10 protein-coding genes are annotated in these 17,425 nt (G+C 55.5%); 4 read left to right on the plus strand and 6 right to left on the minus strand.

The features are described 5' to 3' along the window. Positions 1-130: 130 nt before the first annotated feature. The gene (locus tag ACSZO1_RS16230) at positions 131-544 is read left to right on the plus strand and encodes a hypothetical protein (RefSeq protein WP_437614385.1); all 414 of its coding nucleotides are present in this window, start codon (positions 131-133) and stop codon (positions 542-544) included. Positions 545-741: 197 nt separating this feature from the next. After that, on the plus strand, positions 742-1,659 hold the full coding sequence (panS, locus tag ACSZO1_RS16235; protein WP_437614387.1) for a ketopantoate/pantoate/pantothenate transporter PanS: 918 nt from the start codon (positions 742-744) through the stop codon (positions 1,657-1,659). A gap of 48 nt (positions 1,660-1,707) precedes the next feature. Here panS and ACSZO1_RS16240 read toward each other — a convergent pair whose 3' ends face one another. Next, positions 1,708-3,333 carry a Na/Pi cotransporter family protein gene (locus tag ACSZO1_RS16240; RefSeq protein ID WP_437614389.1) on the minus strand — a complete coding sequence of 542 codons (1,626 nt, stop codon included), beginning with the start codon at positions 3,331-3,333 and terminating at the stop codon, positions 1,708-1,710. Between the two features lie 489 nt (positions 3,334-3,822). On the opposite strand from ACSZO1_RS16240, the gene ACSZO1_RS16245 reads away from it, so the two are divergent. Next, a complete protein-coding gene (locus tag ACSZO1_RS16245) occupies positions 3,823-6,294 on the plus strand; it encodes a hypothetical protein (RefSeq protein ID WP_437614391.1) in 2,472 nt (823 codons plus the stop codon). 34 nt (positions 6,295-6,328) lie between these two features. Here ACSZO1_RS16245 and metH read toward each other — a convergent pair whose 3' ends face one another. Next, positions 6,329-10,012, minus strand: coding sequence for a methionine synthase (metH, locus tag ACSZO1_RS16250; RefSeq protein WP_437614393.1), 3,684 nt, complete (start codon positions 10,010-10,012; stop codon positions 6,329-6,331). A gap of 199 nt (positions 10,013-10,211) precedes the next feature. Here metH and iclR point away from each other — a divergent pair, with 199 nt between their 5' ends. Beyond that, positions 10,212-11,069, plus strand: coding sequence for a glyoxylate bypass operon transcriptional repressor IclR (gene iclR / locus ACSZO1_RS16255; RefSeq protein ID WP_437614395.1), 858 nt, complete (start codon positions 10,212-10,214; stop codon positions 11,067-11,069). Positions 11,070-11,168: 99 nt separating this feature from the next. Here the strand turns inward: iclR and aceK are convergent, their stop codons facing one another. The 4 genes from aceK to metA all read right to left on the minus strand — a co-directional run bounded on the left by aceK (position 11,169) and on the right by metA (position 17,160). Then, entirely contained in the window at positions 11,169-12,962 is a 1,794-nt protein-coding gene (gene aceK, locus ACSZO1_RS16260; RefSeq protein ID WP_437614397.1) for a bifunctional isocitrate dehydrogenase kinase/phosphatase, read from the minus strand. A gap of 73 nt (positions 12,963-13,035) precedes the next feature. Then, positions 13,036-14,346 (minus strand): isocitrate lyase, encoded by a 1,311-nt coding sequence (gene aceA / locus ACSZO1_RS16265; RefSeq protein WP_437614399.1) that lies wholly within the window; start codon positions 14,344-14,346, stop codon positions 13,036-13,038. A gap of 18 nt (positions 14,347-14,364) precedes the next feature. Then, positions 14,365-15,963: a malate synthase A gene (gene aceB / locus ACSZO1_RS16270; RefSeq protein WP_437614401.1), complete on the minus strand. Its 1,599-nt coding sequence runs from the start codon at positions 15,961-15,963 to the stop codon at positions 14,365-14,367. Between the two features lie 267 nt (positions 15,964-16,230). Beyond that, entirely contained in the window at positions 16,231-17,160 is a 930-nt protein-coding gene (metA, locus tag ACSZO1_RS16275; protein WP_437614403.1) for a homoserine O-succinyltransferase MetA, read from the minus strand. Between the last annotated feature and the right edge of the window lie 265 nt (positions 17,161-17,425).

The following is a 17,425-nucleotide window of genomic DNA, read 5'->3' on the forward strand; positions in this document are numbered from 1 at the left end:
CTGAAAACGATAGATGAACGGCAATCATTGTAGTCATGAACAGAACTTTGAATGATTAAATCGCACCTTCCTTAGCCAAACCACTATGTTCAGTAACAGTATATTCGTGATTACGGATATCAGCGGCAGAGTGATTGAGACCTATGATTCCGCCACTGGCGATGCCTTTGACAAATCTGAACTGGTGACCACCCGCAAGACGATCGCCGCGGTCCAGCTCCACCAGGAACACTACAATGCCTGGTTACCGAATTCCGGTGCGGCAAGACATCACTTTATCGCCAGACAGGAATACCGCGGGGGGACAGGAAACGGGATATCGGAAACAGGTACGACCTATTGCCTTGATGCCCGTAAGAGCACGATTCATAAAATTGCAGGGGATGGCTACTGCATGACGAATGCCGCCGCCATCGCCAGAAGTGCCAGTCGCGAACTCGATGATGGTGTCAAATTGCGCAGCCTGCTGATTAGTGATCTGGCATCCGGGACATACGAAGAGATTTTGCAACAACCCGGTCATCACCATCTGACCACCCGTTAATATAGGATGCCCCGGCATTGCCCGTTATCCCGGGGGTTTCCCCTGGCAGGCCGGCTTTGGCACTGATCGGGCCTTTTTTTCCTGCCGATTCATGTATGATTCCTGCTCTGCGGTTGCCCCCGTTCCGGGCAACCGCAGCTTGTCTGATGGCAAACGATGTACCACAAAACACAACAACGAAATAAGGAAGTCTGGCTATGCTCGCCACAATTACCCGACTGTTCCCGCTGTGGGCAGTCCTGCTCTCTGTCGCCGCCTACTATACGCCCTCGACATTTATCGGTATTGGCCCCTGGGTAACCTGGCTGCTGATGCTGATTATGTTTGGTATGGGCGTCACACTGCATATTGATGATTTTAAGCGCGTTCTGACCCGCCCTGCGCCAGTGATTGCCGGAACATTCCTGCACTATCTGGTGATGCCACTGGCCGCCTGGGGACTGGCAAAACTGTTCCAGATGCCACCTGACCTCGCTGCCGGGATGATTCTGGTCGGCAGTGTCGCCAGCGGTACGGCATCGAACGTGATGATCTACCTTGCGAAAGGTGATGTGGCGCTGTCAGTGACCATTTCCTCCGTCTCCGCACTGGTTGGCGTGTTCGCCACTCCGCTGCTGACACGCTTCTATGTCGATACCCATATTCAGGTGGATGTGGTCGGCATGCTGCTCAGCATTGTGAAAATTGTCGTGATTCCGATTGGGCTCGGCCTGATTATCCATCACACCATGAACGGCGTGGTGAAACGGGTGGAACCTTATCTTCCCGCGTTTTCGATGTTGTGTATTCTGCTGATTATCAGTGCGGTGGTGGCGGGCAGTCAGAGCTTTATCGGCTCAGTCGGTCTGGTGGTGATCGTGGCCGTGATTCTGCACAATGCCATTGGCCTGCTCGGCGGTTACTGGGGCGGTAAGCTGTTTGGCTTTGACGAGTCCACCTGCCGCACACTGGCGCTGGAAGTCGGCATGCAGAACTCCGGTCTGGCGGCCACGCTGGGCAAGCTCTACTTCTCGCCACTGGCAGCGCTGCCAGGTGCTATCTTCTCCGTCTGGCACAACCTGTCAGGTTCGCTGCTGGCGGGCTACTGGTCCGGTAAGCCGGTGAAGAGAAAGTAATACCTCAGGGCGGTGGTCTCACCGCCCTGCTCATTTCAGCGCAACCGGTTATTCATCCTCGCGATCGTCATCCACCTGCTCCAGCACGCTATACGCCACCGCGCAAAACAGCGAATTAAGTCGCTTCATATCCCCCAGTAATCCCAGATGCAGCGAACTGGTTTCAATGCTCTGTACATTCTGCTGATGCAGCCTGTCGACATGCGCATGAGAATAACGCCGGTTGGTAATCCGGAAGCGGTGTTTGGCGCGGCGCAGGCGTTTCGCGCTGGTGACATCACGTGATAAAAAGACCGACAGTGACAGGCGCAGGTTATTCAGCAACTGTTCCTGTAAAGCTTCCAGTTCCTGTAACCCTTCGGCCGAGAAAGGACGCTGCGTCGCCAGCGACTTATCTGCGACATCGCCGCTCATGCGCTCAATAATATCGCCCGCCTGCTCCAGATTAAGCGCCATTTCGATAATCTCCGCCCAGCGGCGTGAATCCTCTTCCGGCAGATCCTCTTTCGGCATTTGCGCCAGATAAAGTTTGATGGCGGTGTACAACACATCGGCATCATCATCCAGCCGCCGTACTTCCCGCTCTTCACGTGGCGCGCCATGCACCACTTTGTTAAAGCTGGCCAGCATCTGCTCCAGCACATCTCCCATGCGCAGCGTTTCCCGCGCGGCATTGGCCAGCGCCAGCGCCGGGGTGTCCAGCGCACTGCTGTCCAGATGTTTCGGTTTCAGCCGCTGTTCGGTGTCCGCTTCATCACGGATCAGCCGTTTACACAACGCCGCCATCAGCTCAGCGAAGGGCACCATCACCAGGCAACGCACCAGGTTGTAGAACACATGGAAGAAGATCACCAGCTCTTCGTCATCCACCGGCAGTTTATCCAGCCACTCCGCCAGCAGATGGACAAAAGGCAGGACGATCAGCGAACCAATAAATTTAAACAGCAGACTGCCGAGCGCGACCCGCTTCGCCGCCGCACTGGCGGTGCTGGTATTCAGCATCGCCAGCAGGCCACTGCCGAGATTCGCGCCAATCACCAGACAGAGCGCCACCTGGAATGAGATCACGCCAGTCGCAGTCAGCGTGGCGGTAATCAGCACCGCCGCCAGGCTTGAGTAGCTGATAATGGCAAACACGGCGCCAATCAGTGCATCAAGCATCACATCGCCGGTCAGGGACGAGAAGATCACCTGCACACCGGACGCCTGAGTGATTGGCCTGGCCGCTTCCACGATGAGCTGCAGCGCCAGCAATATCAGTCCGAGACCAATACTGGTGCGGCCCAGCTGCCCCGCGCGGGTCTGCTTGCGGCCGAGGAAAAACACCACGCCAAAAAAGATAAACAGCGGCGACAGCCAGGAGAGGTCAAACGTCAGGATTCGCGCCATCAGCGCGGTGCCGACATCCGCCCCCAGCACCACCACCAGCGCAGGCGTCAGGCCCACCAGCTGCTGCGCGACAAACGAGGTCACCAGTAATGTGGTGGCGTTACTGCTCTGTACCAGCGCCGTGACGCCAATACCCGCCATAAATGCCATCGGTTTTTTGTCGATGCTGCGGCTTAACACGCGGCGCAGGTCAGCGCCATAGACACGCATAATGCCGGTGCGCACGATATGCGTGCCCCACACCAGCAATGCAATCGCAGATAATAAATTCAGTAAAGTCAGCAATGATCGCTCTCCTGGTGACGTCAGGCTTAACATGCCGGAACGCAGCCTGCCTGACGTCAACGCGCAGCGCCCAAACCCGCTGACCCTGCGTTCGGCGCTTATTGCGCTATTTCTGCTTATTTATCATGCAATTTTACGCAAGGTCGTTACCTGTAACTGTAGACCAACCATCAGATTTACAGGAGTGATTATAAAAAAACGTCAGTCCAAAAATTGCTGATTGTTGGCGGCATCACTGCACTTGTAGAGTGTTATCGGCTGCCCTGCACTATGCTGTAGTGGCATCCGTGATCAGGGAGAGAACCGATGCCAGAAGAGATAAACACCAACCACACTCAGTCACTGCTTTTGTTTGATCAACCCTCTTCATCATCGCCTGCGACCAGTGCGTCACAACCACTATCGACGCTATCTTCGCTGACTAACTCAGCACTGCCGCGTCCATTAGCGCAACGGGACAGGTCATTCTCCCGGGAGCCGGCATCTCAGATGATGTCGCATCTGCACAATGTAGCCACGATGCCGCTTGCAGAAAACGCCAGCTCCTCGTTGCCCGGTATTATTGATGTCGCCAGCGAACTCCCCACGTTATTACTGCCCAATCGCTCGCAGCTGCATACACCACCAGCCGCATTACTCTCCAGTGTTTTACGGGAAGCCACCACACCGTTACGGTCTGCGGCGCAGTGGGAGAATGCAGCCAACAGACAGCGCGATGACACGATGCTGCCAATGGGTATCCGGGCAGGGACACGTCCCGCCGTAAAACGCGATCGCATGGGTGTAAATAAAGCGCCCCACGTAACCTACACACAATCAGCCGAAGCATTGCAGCGCAAAGCCCTTGCGGCGCAACAGCAGCACACCGCGCAAAGCCCGCAATCCCGGCAAGATCAGCTACAGCGATTTATCCAGGATATGACACAGTGCGCGCCGCACATCCCGCAACAGATCCTCGATGAAACAAGATCACAGCATATCAAGACGTTACACAGCATGGTCAGCAAACAGAGCTATACCGCCAGTGACAGTGAGAAGATCACCCAGGCAGTACGCCATTTTATGGTGACAGAAAACCAGCGCAGGCTGGGCGAGCTGATTCAAACCCGCATCATCAATAACCCTCTACTGTGTGATGCCGATAAGCATGCCCTGCTGACAAAAGTCCACGATAATATCGCCCTGTTCCGCCCCGTTATCCCACGAATACCGGGATACCCGCCAGGCACCTTTCCGGTCAGATTAGCCGATTTACCCGCAGGCCTGACGCCCGACTTCATCACCATTCTGGAAAAATTGGGTATCACGACCGCCGAACTGTCGGCCTATCTCCACGCGACAACCACGGCTGAGGCCATGGTGCAGCATGATGTATTGGTTATGATTGATGATGAGATAGATGAAGCACTGACGGAGGAAAAGATACCTGCAGCAACGCTTGAGGCGATGCGCAATTTTGCCACGTGCTTTAGTCAGGATCTGGATCGCATTGCGTCGTACCTTGACCCAGACAGGGGCTATTCTGATCGATTTATTCTTCTGCGTTTAAGAGCTGAACGTGAAAATGCAGATACCGACACCGATACCGATACCGATACCGATACCGATACCGACAATTATCCGCCGGAAAATATGGATTATCTGACCCCGCTGGATGATTTTCGCGGCCGCGAACAGGAAGGTATCTCGGTTAATGAGATTATTAATTACCGGGAGCTGCGTATTTTACAAACTCTGTATCTGCGGCGTTCACCGCTCTATGCGCTGTTTAAACAGGCGGTACAGCATGGCTCCTCGCTAATGGAACGTTCACTCATTAATGAGGAACAACGCAAAATTTTTACCGCCAGTGACCTGAAAACGCTGCAGGGCATTCTGACATCCAGCGTACACGAACGGGCCAGAATACTGATCGCTAACGCACCTGCCTTACCCTTTGTGTTTGGTGACAGCGATCAGCCACTGAACGTGAATCTCGAAGAACAGCACTATGGCCACCGCGGGCTACCCTTTTCCCTCATTTGTCAGTGGCTGGAGGATAAAACCCTTTCCCCGGCGCAATTCCGGACACTGGCACGTTGTCTGAGCGACCAGTTAGCCTGTATCACCCAGACCGGTCAAATGGAAACAGACTGGATACGCGCACTGAGTACATACACTCTGGATCACTTATTCCCCCGGCTGCGCGGGTCAGCCGCCACCGGTTATGCCGAAACCAGCGACAACGTGTTGTACGATGCGGTCAAGACGCTTGGAAAGCGGATTATCGGCCCGGATTTTTATTTTCCACATCTGACAAAGTTAACGACATATATCAGGGGTCACCTCCAAACCCAGGCCAGTGTGGACGACGCAAAACTGCTGGCCTCAGCCAGTCACGATGAACTGGCCAGCCTGCTGTTTCAAACGCCTTCCGGCAGTAACCTTACGCTCCCCGGGATTGTCGGTAGCCTGCACACTGCGCGTGAGAATGGCGGCAATGAAGCGGCGATAACCGGGCTTGCCACAGGCTATTTTAAGAATTTTATTCAGCAAAATATTACCGCAGACGCGCTGGCGGCGTTGCGCGAACCGGGGCACATCAGAGACCGGTTAAACAGTGATGTCCCCCAGGCCAGGGTTTTAGCCTTCCTGGCAGGACGGTTTAACACCACCATTATCACGGAAAACAATGAGCAGGCGTTTCAGTGTCACTACGATATCACCGGAACCGCGAGTGACGAGCCGCCCGTGGATAGGACAGATGCGATTATCGTGCGACCAGACGCCCTGATTCCGCTAGCCGTCGATGGCGTGCAGCAGGCCACCATTATGCTGGAACGCGTCGATAATCATCAGCTGCTGCGGGCACTGGTAAGGTATTTAAAACAACAGGAAGGCCAGTGGCTCAGCGAACACCAGCTTAACGCGCTGGCAGCGGCACTGGGCGATGAAATCCTGCAGTCTGAACGGACAACGTGAAGCCGGGGGAGCGCGCCTCCCCCATACCGCGTGATTAATCCGCATCATAACCGAGGTTAGGCGCCAGCCAGCGCTCAACCTCAGTGACCGACATCCCTTTACGCGCCGCGTAATCTTCAATCTGGTCGCGCTGCAGCTGGGCTACGGCGAAATACTTGCTCTCCGGGTGGCTGAAATACCAGCCAGAGACTGCCGCGCCCGGCCACATAGCGAACGATTCGGTCAGCTTCATGCCGGTATTGTTTTCCACATCCAGCAACTGCCAGATAGCGGCTTTCTCGGTGTGCTCCGGACACGCCGGATAACCCGGCGCGGGACGGATGCCCTGATAATTTTCGCGGATCAGTTCTTCATTGCTGAGATTCTCATTCGCCGCATAGCCCCAGATCACTTTCCGCACCCGCTCATGCAGGTATTCAGCAAAGGCTTCCGCCAGACGATCCGCAATCGCTTTCACCATGATTTTATTGTAATCATCGTGCTGCGCATCATACGCTTCCGCCAGCGCATCCTCTTCCAGCCCGCCAGTAACGGCAAACGCGCCAAGATAGTCCGCTTTACCGCTCGCTTTTGGCGCGACGAAATCCGCCAGGCAGTAGTTGGCGAAGTCCGTTTTCTCGGTCTGCTGGCGCAGATGACGGCTGACCTGAATCACGTCGCGGCGCGATTCATCGGCATAAATTTCAATATCATCGCCCACCCGGTTGGCCGGGAAGAGACCGACCACGCCGCGTGGATTCAGCGTGCCATTATGCTGCAACATATCCAGCATCGCATTGGCATCGGCAAACAGGCGCTGCGCCTCCTCGCCGACCACTTCATCTTCCAGAATGCGCGGATATTTTCCCGCCAGCGACCAGGTCATAAAGAACGGCGTCCAGTCGATATAATTACGCAGCGTCTCAATGCCAGCGGTCACCTGGCTGACGCCGGGACGGTGTGCCACCGGTGGCGTATACTGCTGCCAGTCGAAAGCGAAGCCATTGTCACGCGCTACCTGCAACGTCACCGGCGGCGTGCGCGGCTTTTTCCGCGCATGCTGAATACGCACGGTTTCGTACTCTTTGCGCGTGCGGGCAACAAAGTCATCATACTGCGTCTCAGACAGCAGCGAGGACACCACGCCCACGGTACGCGAGGCGTTCTGCACGTACACTGTCGGCCCGCTGTAGTTCTGCTCGATTTTCACCGCCGTATGCGCTTTCGAGGTGGTCGCGCCACCAATCAGCAGCGGTATCGTGAAGCCCTGACGTTCCATCTCTTTCGCCACGTTGACCATCTCATCCAGCGACGGCGTAATCAGGCCCGACAGCCCGATAATATCGGCGTTCTCTTCACGCGCGGTTTTCAGGATTTTCTCGCCCGGCACCATCACGCCAAGATCGATAATTTCGTAGTTATTACACTGCAACACCACACCAACGATGTTTTTGCCGATATCGTGCACATCGCCTTTCACCGTCGCCAGCACGATTTTGCCGTTGCTCTTGCCCTGCTCTTTGCTGGCTTCGATAAACGGCTGCAGATAAGCCACCGCCTGCTTCATCACACGCGCGGATTTCACCACCTGCGGCAGGAACATTTTGCCCTCACCGAACAGATCGCCCACCACGTTCATGCCCGCCATCAGCGGTCCTTCGATCACCTCAATTGGTCGATCTGCCTGCTGACGCGCCGCTTCGGTGTCTTCTTCAATAAATTCAGTAATGCCTTTAACCAGCGAATATTCGAGACGCTTCACCACGTCCCAGCTGCGCCACTCTGCCTGCTGTTTATTGCCTTCATCATCCGCTTTGCTGCCGCGGTATTTTTCCGCCAGGTCCAGCAAACGCTCAGTGCCATCGTCACGGCGGTTCAGCACCACATCTTCCACCGCATCACGCAGCTCAGCCGGCAGGTCGTCGTAAATCGCCAGCTGCCCGGCGTTTACGATACCCATATCCATGCCGTTACGGATGGCGTAGTAGAGGAATACCGCGTGAATCGCTTCGCGAACCGGATCATTGCCGCGGAACGAGAACGAAACGTTCGATACACCGCCGGAAATCATCGCGTGCGGCAGCTCGCGCTTAATATCTTCACAGGCGCCGATAAAGTCCTGCGCGTAGTTGTTGTGCTCTTCAATACCGGTCGCGACGGCAAAGATATTCGGGTCGAAAATAATATCTTCCGGCGGGAAACCGACCTCTTCGGTGAGGATCTTATAGGCACGACGGCAAATCTCGATTTTGCGCGCGCGGGTATCCGACTGGCCGACTTCATCAAACGCCATCACCACCATCGCCGCGCCGTAACGGCGCACCAGCCGGGCATGATGGATAAAGGTTTCCACCCCTTCTTTCATCGAAATAGAGTTAACGATGCCTTTGCCCTGAATGCACTGCAGACCTTTTTCGATAACGTCCCATTTCGAGGAGTCGATCATAATCGGCACACGGGCAATATCCGGCTCACCGGCAATCAGATTGAGGAAACGCACCATCGCCGCTTCAGCGTCGAGCATCCCCTCATCCATATTGATATCGATAATCTGTGCGCCACTTTCCACCTGCTGGCGCGCCACATCCAGCGCTTCGTTGTATTTCTCTTCTTTGATCAGGCGTTTGAATTTAGCAGAACCGGTCACGTTGGTTCGCTCACCAACGTTAACAAACAGCGTCTCCGGCAGAATGGTCAGCGGTTCAAGGCCGGAAAGACGGCAGCCGACCGGAATGTCCGGCAGCTGACGCGGTGCCACGCCCTCCACGGCTTTGGCGATGGCGGCAATATGTTCCGGCGTGGTGCCGCAGCAGCCGCCGACAATATTCAGGAAACCTGCCTGCGCCCATTCGCCAATCTGCGCCGCCATGGTAGTAGCATCGAGATCGTACTCACCAAAGGCGTTCGGCAGACCGGCGTTGGGGTGCGCGGTGACATAGCACTCGGCGATGCGTGACAGCTCCGCCACATACTGACGTAGCTCATCCGGCCCCAGCGCACAGTTCAGGCCAAAGGAGAGCGGCTTGCCATGACGCAGTGAGTTATAAAATGCTTCGGTCGTCTGGCCAGAAAGTGTGCGGCCAGAAGCATCGGTAATGGTGCCGGAAATCATCAGCGGCAGATCAATACCCAGCGCGTCAAACTCTGCCTGAACGGCGTAGATCGCCGCTTTGGCATTCAGCGTATCGAACACCGTTTCGATCATAATCAGATCCGCACCACCTTCCACCAGCGCGCGGGTAGATTCGCGATACGCCTCCACCAGCTGATTAAAGGTGACATTACGGAAGGCTGGATCGTTCACATCCGGTGAGATAGAACAGGTGCGGTTTGTCGGCCCGAGTACCCCGGCGACATAGCGTGGACGATCCGGCGTTTGTGCCGTCCACTTATCACAACAGGCACGCGCCAGTTTCGCCGCTTCGTAGTTAATCTCCGCCGACAGCGACTCCATATGGTAATCCGCCATCGCAATGGCGGTGGCATTAAAGGTGTTAGTTTCCAGAATATCGGCGCCAGCCGCCAGGTAGCCGTCATGAATGGCGCTGATAATATCCGGACGTGTCAGTACCAGCAGGTCATTGTTGCCTTTCAGATCGCTTTGCCAGTCGGCAAAACGCGCACCGCGAAAGTCGCTTTCTTCCAGTTTATAGCTTTGGATCATGGTGCCCATACCGCCATCCAGCAACATAATGCGTTGCGCGAGCTGCTGATGCAGCGCTTCTGTTCTGTTACTCACACGAGCCTCGTCACCGTCAATGCACTGGCTGAAATGCCAGCAGAACATACTGGCACAACTTTTGGCAGGGTAAAAGGCGTGGCAGATGAGACATTTTCAGTCAGTGTGCGGTACTGATCCGACCAGATTCTGCAGCGTTGCATTATTGAGCAGGAAAACGAAAATGATTTCCATCAGATGAAAAAATCAGGAGCCCGATATGGCGACGCCCATCCCGGCGAAACGAGGTAAAAAACCGCGCAATGCCGCCACCAGCAGCGTGCAACCCGCCGGCCAGGTGCAGTCCCTGACTCGCGGCCTGAAGCTGCTGGAAGCGATCGCCGAATCGCATGGCAGCGTGGCGCTGACGGAACTGGCGCAGCAGTCGGGTCTGCCGAACTCCACCACTCATCGCCTGCTGACCACCATGCAGCAACTGGGGTTTGTCCGTCAGGTTGGCGATCTGGGTTACTGGACCATTGGCGCCCACGCCTTTGTGGTCGGCAGCAGTTTCCTGCAGAGCCGCAATCTGCTGGCAATGGTGCACCCGATGCTGCGCAAGCTGATGGAAGACTCCGGCGAAACGGTGAATCTGGCGGTGCTCGACCTCAGCGATCATCAGGCAGTGATTATCGACCAGGTGCAGTGCACCCAGCTGATGCGCATGTCGGCGCCGATTGGCGGCAAACTGCCGATGCATGCGTCCGGCGCGGGCAAAGCCTTTCTCGCTAATCTGAGCGAACAGCAAGTGACCGGGCTACTGCACCGCAAGGGGCTGCATTACTACACGCCGCATACCCTGATGTCACCGCACAGTCTGAAAGAGAACCTGGCGCTGGTGCGCAAAACCGGTTACGCCTTTGATGATGAGGAACACGCGCTGGGTCTGCGCTGTGTCGCCGCCTGTATTTACGATGAACATGGCGAGCCTTTTGCCGCGATCTCGATCTCCGGCCCGGTATCACGTATCACCGATGACCGTGTGACCGAGATTGGTGCGCTGGTGATTAAGGCAGCGAAAGAGATCACCCGGGAGTATGGTGGCCACTCGCGTATTCACGAGCAACTGGCGCTGTAACAAGGCGGCAAGCGTGCGAACCGCGATACGCTGACACAGGTCAGTGATCCGGGTGACAAATCTGCCGGGAGCAGATTTGAACGCTGCCTGCAGCGGCCCCTATGGGGCGAGACCCGGGGAGGGCCGGGTAACACTCGCAGCCAACGCCGCGACAGCGTCAGGTGCGAAGTGAATAAATCTTTGGCGGCGGCGATAGGCATACACATCCTCAATATGCCCGGCGCGAATCCGCTGCTGTAATGCGCGCCAGTAACTGGCGTGAAACAACTCGTGATGCAGTTCATCAAACAGCGCCGCAATCTGCGGATCGCTGCACAGATAGTGGCGAAACTCCTCGGGAAAGACATCTTCCGGCGCCACGCTGTACCATGGCTCCAGGCTCAGTTCATCTTCCGGGTAGCGCGGCGGCGGAATATCACGGAAATTCACCTCGGTCATATAACTGATTTCATCATAGTCATAGAACACCACCCGGCCGTGGCGGGTGACACCGAAGTTTTTGAACAGCATATCGCCGGGAAAAATATTCGCCGCCGCCAGCTGTTTCACCGCGTTGCCATATTCTTCAATCGCTTCGCGCTGCTGCTGCGGGCTGGCCTGTTCCAGCCAGATATTCAGCGGCGTCATGCGCCGTTCCAGATACAGGTGGCTGATAATCAGCATCTCACCCTGTCGCTGCAGTTTTTCCGGCACCTCGCATTGCAGTTCAGCCAGCAGCGGTGGACTGATACGCGCCAGTTCTATGGCAAAGTTCTCGAACTCCTGGGTATCGGCCATATGTCCCACACGATCGTGCTCTTTCACCAGCTGATAGCACTCGCGCACGCGGGCGGCTGTCACCTCTTTTTGTGGCGCAAAGCGATCTTTAATCACCTTAAACACCCGATCAAAGCCCGGCAGCGTAAACACCAGCATCACCATGCCGGGTACTCCCGGTGCAACCACAAACGGCTCATCAGTACGCGCCATATAGTGCAGATACTCGCGATAGCTTTCCGTTTTGCCATGCTTCTGGCAGCCAATCGCCATATACAGCTCGGCGGTGGTTTTACCCGGCAGGATTTCACGTAGCCATTCCACCAGCGCGGCGGGCAGCGGCGCATAAACCATAAAGTAGGAACGGGCAAAACCAAATACGATGCTGGCCTCGCGTTTGCGTGTCAGGCAGGTATCGATCACCAGCTCTCCCGCCTCGCTGCGATGAATCGGCAGCAAAAAGGCGTAGCAGCCCGTGGGCAGATGCAGCTTCGCCACCAGCCACGCCGCTTTATTGCGATAAAACAGTTCGTTAGCCACTTCTAGCGTCGCCTGTGCCAGTTCTGGCGCGGCGAAATTCTGCTGCAAATGCGCGATGATATAACCGATATCACGCGGCAGATCCTGCCACGGCAGGCGCAGCGGCAGGTCCGTCAGCAATTGCTGCAACAGCGCCTGCCAGCCGCTGGCAGCACTGAAGGTTTTCGCCAGCGGGCGCGGAATAGAACGGAAACGGTGTGCTGGCTGCGAACTGAAGATAAACAGCCGCTCCGGGGTTAACGCCTGATGAGCGAACAGGCGACAGTAGACCGAATTAAAGAAGCTTTCGGCAATTTCAAAACGCGGATAGTCCGGCAGCAGTTCGGTGTAAATCGCCTTTACCCGACTGAGAAACGCTTCATCCTCCAGCTGAGCGCCCGTCATGCAACGCAGCTGTGCCACCACCAGGCCAACATGGTGATCATAGAGATGGATGCGCGCTTTCATCGCCTGCTGCACCGCCAGCCAGTCAGCCTGTTCAAACCGCTGCTGCGCGCCTGCAGTGACTTCAAGAAAACGACCATATTGCGCATCGAAGCCCTGCAGGATGGTTTGCGCGATAAGCCGTTCAGTCTGTTGCCCCGGTGGATTCAGCATAACGGTCGTCTCCGGCTGATGATATGCCCCCTCCCCCCGTTTGCCGGAGAGAGGGAACGTAAGGCACTCGCGGTCAGTGATTAAACTGCTGCTCTTCCGTAGAACCGGTTAACGCTGTCACCGACGAGACACCCCCCTGAATAATGGTGGTGACATTATCGAAATAACCAGTGCCCACTTCCTGCTGATGGGAAGCGAAGGTATAGCCCTGACTGATTGCGGCAAACTCCGGCTGCTGCACTTTCTCCACATAGTGACGCATGCCTTCTCCCTGCGCGTAGGCATGGGCAAGGTCAAACATGTTGAACCACATACTGTGGATGCCGGCGAGGGTAATAAACTGATATTTATAGCCCATCTCCGCCAGTGACTGCTGGAAGTGCGCGATGGTGCGATCATCCAGATTCTTTTTCCAGTTAAACGACGGCGAACAGTTATACGCCAGCAGCTTACCAGGGAAGCGGGCATGCACGGCGTCGGCAAAACGGCGTGCCAGTGCCAGATCAGGAGTCGAGGTTTCACACCACAACACATCAGCATAAGGCGCATACGCCAGTGCGCGGCTGATCGCCTGTTCAATACCTGCCCGGGTACGGAAGAAACCTTCCGGAGTACGTTCGCCGGTAATAAATTCACGGTCATACTCGTCGCAGTCTGAAGTGATCAGATCGGCCGCATCCGCATCGGTACGGGCAATCAGCACAGCAGGCACCGCCATAACATCCGCCGCCAGACGGGCCGCCACCAGTTTCTGAATCGCTTCCTGAGTAGGCACCAGCACCTTGCCACCCATATGGCCGCATTTTTTCACTGAGGCGAGCTGATCTTCAAAGTGAACACCCGCTGCACCTGCACTAATCATCGCTTTCATCAGCTCAAAGGCATTCAGCACCCCGCCAAACCCGGCTTCCGCATCTGCCACAATCGGCAGGAAATAGTCGGTATAGCGGGCATCGCCCGGTTCGATATTGTTCGCCCACTGGATCTGGTCGGCACGCTGAAAAGTGTTATTGATGCGTTCCACCACGGCAGGAACCGAATTCGCCGGGTAGAGCGACTGATCAGGGTACATACTGCCCGCCAGGTTAGCATCGGCCGCCACCTGCCAGCCGGACAGGTAGATCGCCTCAATGCCCGCTTTCGCCTGCTGCAGCGCCTGTCCACCGGTCAGCGCGCCGAGGCTGTTGATATAGCCTTTCTTCGCCCCGCCGTTGAGTAACGCCCACAGTTTTTCAGCGCCCTGCTGGGCCAGCGTGCAGGCCGGGTTCACGGAACCCCGCAGTTTAACTACGTCTGCGGCGCTATAAGGCCGGGTAATCCCTTGCCAGCGTGCATCGCGCCAGGCTTGCTCTGTCTGCTCAATTTGTTGGGTACGTGAGGTCATCGCGGATACTCCTTGTGCTCAGGGGATCAGGTGGTAGCCCGGCAGAGTGAGAAACTCCACCAGTTCGCTTTCAGTGGTGATGCGTTCCATCAGCTGTGCCGCCTCGGCAAATCGTCCCTGGCGAAAACGCTGCTCTCCCAGCTCATGCTCAATCACCCGCATCTCTTCAGCCAGCATCTGACTGAACAGTTCACGTGTGACAGGCTGGCCGTTTTCCAGCGTCTTCTGGTGGCGTATCCATTGCCAGATCGAGGTACGGGAGATTTCGGCGGTCGCGGCATCTTCCATCAGACCGTAGATCGGCACACAACCATTGCCGCCGATCCAGGCCTCGATGTACTGCACCGCCACACGGATATTGGCGCGCATGCCCGCTTCAGTACGCTGTCCGACGCACGGCGCCAGCAGCTGTTCCGCGCTGATCGGCGTATCCGTTTCCCGCAAGACCTCCAGCTGATTGGCTCTGTCGCCCAGCGCCAGGTTAAATACCGCCATCACGCTGTCCGCCAGCCCGGGATGAGCAATCCAGGTGCCATCATGGCCGTTATCCGCTTCGCGCTGTTTATCGGCACGAACGTTATTCAGCACCCATTCATTGCGTGCCGGGTCTTTGCTGGGAATAAACGCCGCCATTCCCCCCATCGCCATCGCACCGCGACGGTGGCAGGTTTTAATCAGCAGTCGCGAGTAAGCATCAAGAAAGCCCTGATCCATCGTGACCGACTGGCGATCAGGCAGCACGCGATCGGGATGATTCTTCAGCGTTTTGATATAGCTGAAGATGTAATCCCAGCGGCCACAGTTCAGCCCGACAATATGATCGCGCAGCGACCAGAGGATCTCATCCATCTGAAATACCGCCGGCAGGGTTTCAATCAGCAGTGTGGCTTTGATCGTGCCGCGCGGCAGATCAAAACGATCCTCGGTAAAACTGAAGACCTCGCTCCACCATGCCGCTTCCTGCCAGCTCTGGGTTTTGGGCAGGTAGAAATAGGGGCCACTGCCTTTGGCCAGCAACGCTTCGGCGTTATGAAAAAAGTAGAGGGCAAAATCAAACAGGCTGCCGGGGATCGCTTCACCGCGCCATAACACATGTTTTTCCGGCAGATGCAGGCCACGCACCCGACAGATCAGCACTGCCGGATCGGGTTTCAGCTGATAGATCTTGCCCGCTTCATTCTGATAACTGATGGTGCCGCGAACGGCATCACGCAGGTTGATCTGCCCGGCGATCACTTTCTCCCAGGAAGGTGCCAGCGAATCCTCAAAGTCCGCCATAAACACTTTCACATTGGCATTGAGGGCATTGATCACCATTTTGCGCTCTACCGGCCCCGTGATTTCCACACGACGGTCGCGTAAATCAGGCGGGATGCCACGGATTTTCCACTGATCATTTTTAATGGAATTCATTTCCGAAATAAAATCCGGAAGCTCGCCGTTGTCGATACGCCGCTGTAGCCGCACGCGCTCCGCCAGTAAGGCATTGCGTTGCGGAGTAAAGCGCGTCACTAACTCAGTGAGAAAGTCGATGGCTTCTTCCGTTAGTATCTGTCTTTCCGCGCTACCAAAGGGCTGGCTGAAGGCCAGTTCAGTGCTGACTGCATGTTGTGTCATGATCGCCCTCTCCTGATCTGATCGGTGTCTGTTTTTTGACCTGCAGGATCAAATCATAGACAGATAAATTTCAAAATCAAAAACAATTTCCATTTTTGAAATTGAAAGCAAATATCATGATGAAAAATAAAAGAATAAATTAATGATGAAACAGGAAGAGGTTTTCAGACGCTATTCAAGTCAGGGAAAATACGAAAATAAAGCAAATAATCAGTGGGATAGAGAAACGGAAGCAGCAGGCCGATGTATATCGGCCCGGGTAGAAGATTAGTCCAGCGTTGGATTCATATGGCGCAGATCGTATGGTGTGATCTGGTAGACGTAGTAGTTCAGCCAGTTGGCAAACAGCAGGTTGCCGTGGCTGCGCCAGCTGGCACGCGGCGGCAGTTCAGGATTGTCATGCGGGAAGTAGTTCTCCGGCACCAGCGGATTTAGCCCTGCCTCGTAATCACGCTGATATTCACCCGCCAGGGTCAGCACATCATACTCAGGGTGGCCGGTGACAAAGGCCAGCCGTTTGTCCTTGCTGGCAAACAGGTAGGCGCCGGTTTGCTCTGACTCGGCAAAGATTTCCAGATCGGTGTAATCACGCAGCAGCTGGGTCGGGAAATCGGCATAGCGGGAATGTGGTGCCAGGAAGTGATCGTCAAAACCACGCGTCAGCAAGGCATGCGGGTGCAGGGTACGGTGTTCATAGACGCCGGAGAGCTTATTCTCACGCGTCTGCTTGGGAATACCGTAGAGAATGTTCAGCGCAGCCTGTACCGCCCAGCAGACAAACAACGTCGAAGTGACATGCTCTTTCGCCCAGTGCAGCACGCGCTGGATCTGCGGCCAGTACGCCACATCACAAAAATCGACCAGACCCAGCGGTGCACCAGTGACGATCAGACCGTCAAAGTTATCGTGCTGGATATCGTCGAAATTGCAGTAGAAATTGTTGAGGTGCTCTGTCGGCGTGTTACGAGACTCACGGCTGTCGATACGCAGCAGCTGAATATCGATCTGCAACGGTGAGTAGGAGAGCAGGCGTAAGAACTGGTTCTCGGTCTCAATCTTTTTCGGCATCAGATTCAGTACCAGCACTTTTAACGGGCGGATCTCCTGAATGCTGGCGCGTGAGGATGTCATCACAAAGACATTCTCATTACGCAGGAAATTCACGGCTGGTAGTTCATCGGGTACCCTGATTGGCATAACCTGTTTTCCTCACACACATACGTTTATACGTTTAGACATCCAGATGCCTGACGATAACGGTTCATTGTGCAAATGTCGAGAGATCATCCAATAGATGAAAATGTTTCACCTTAAGGCAGAGAAGTTATAACACCAGGGGAGGGAATTTACACGCGTTCCCTCTGTTCTGCAGGGGAAGCGGGCTTTTTCAGGCTTCCGCGCCCGGTTTTCCGGTCCCGTAAACGCAAAAAACCCCCAGCTTTCGCTGAGGGTTTTCGCTTAT

The organism is Erwinia sp. V71, from assembly GCF_965644245.1.
Lineage (GTDB): Bacteria > Pseudomonadota > Gammaproteobacteria > Enterobacterales > Enterobacteriaceae > Erwinia.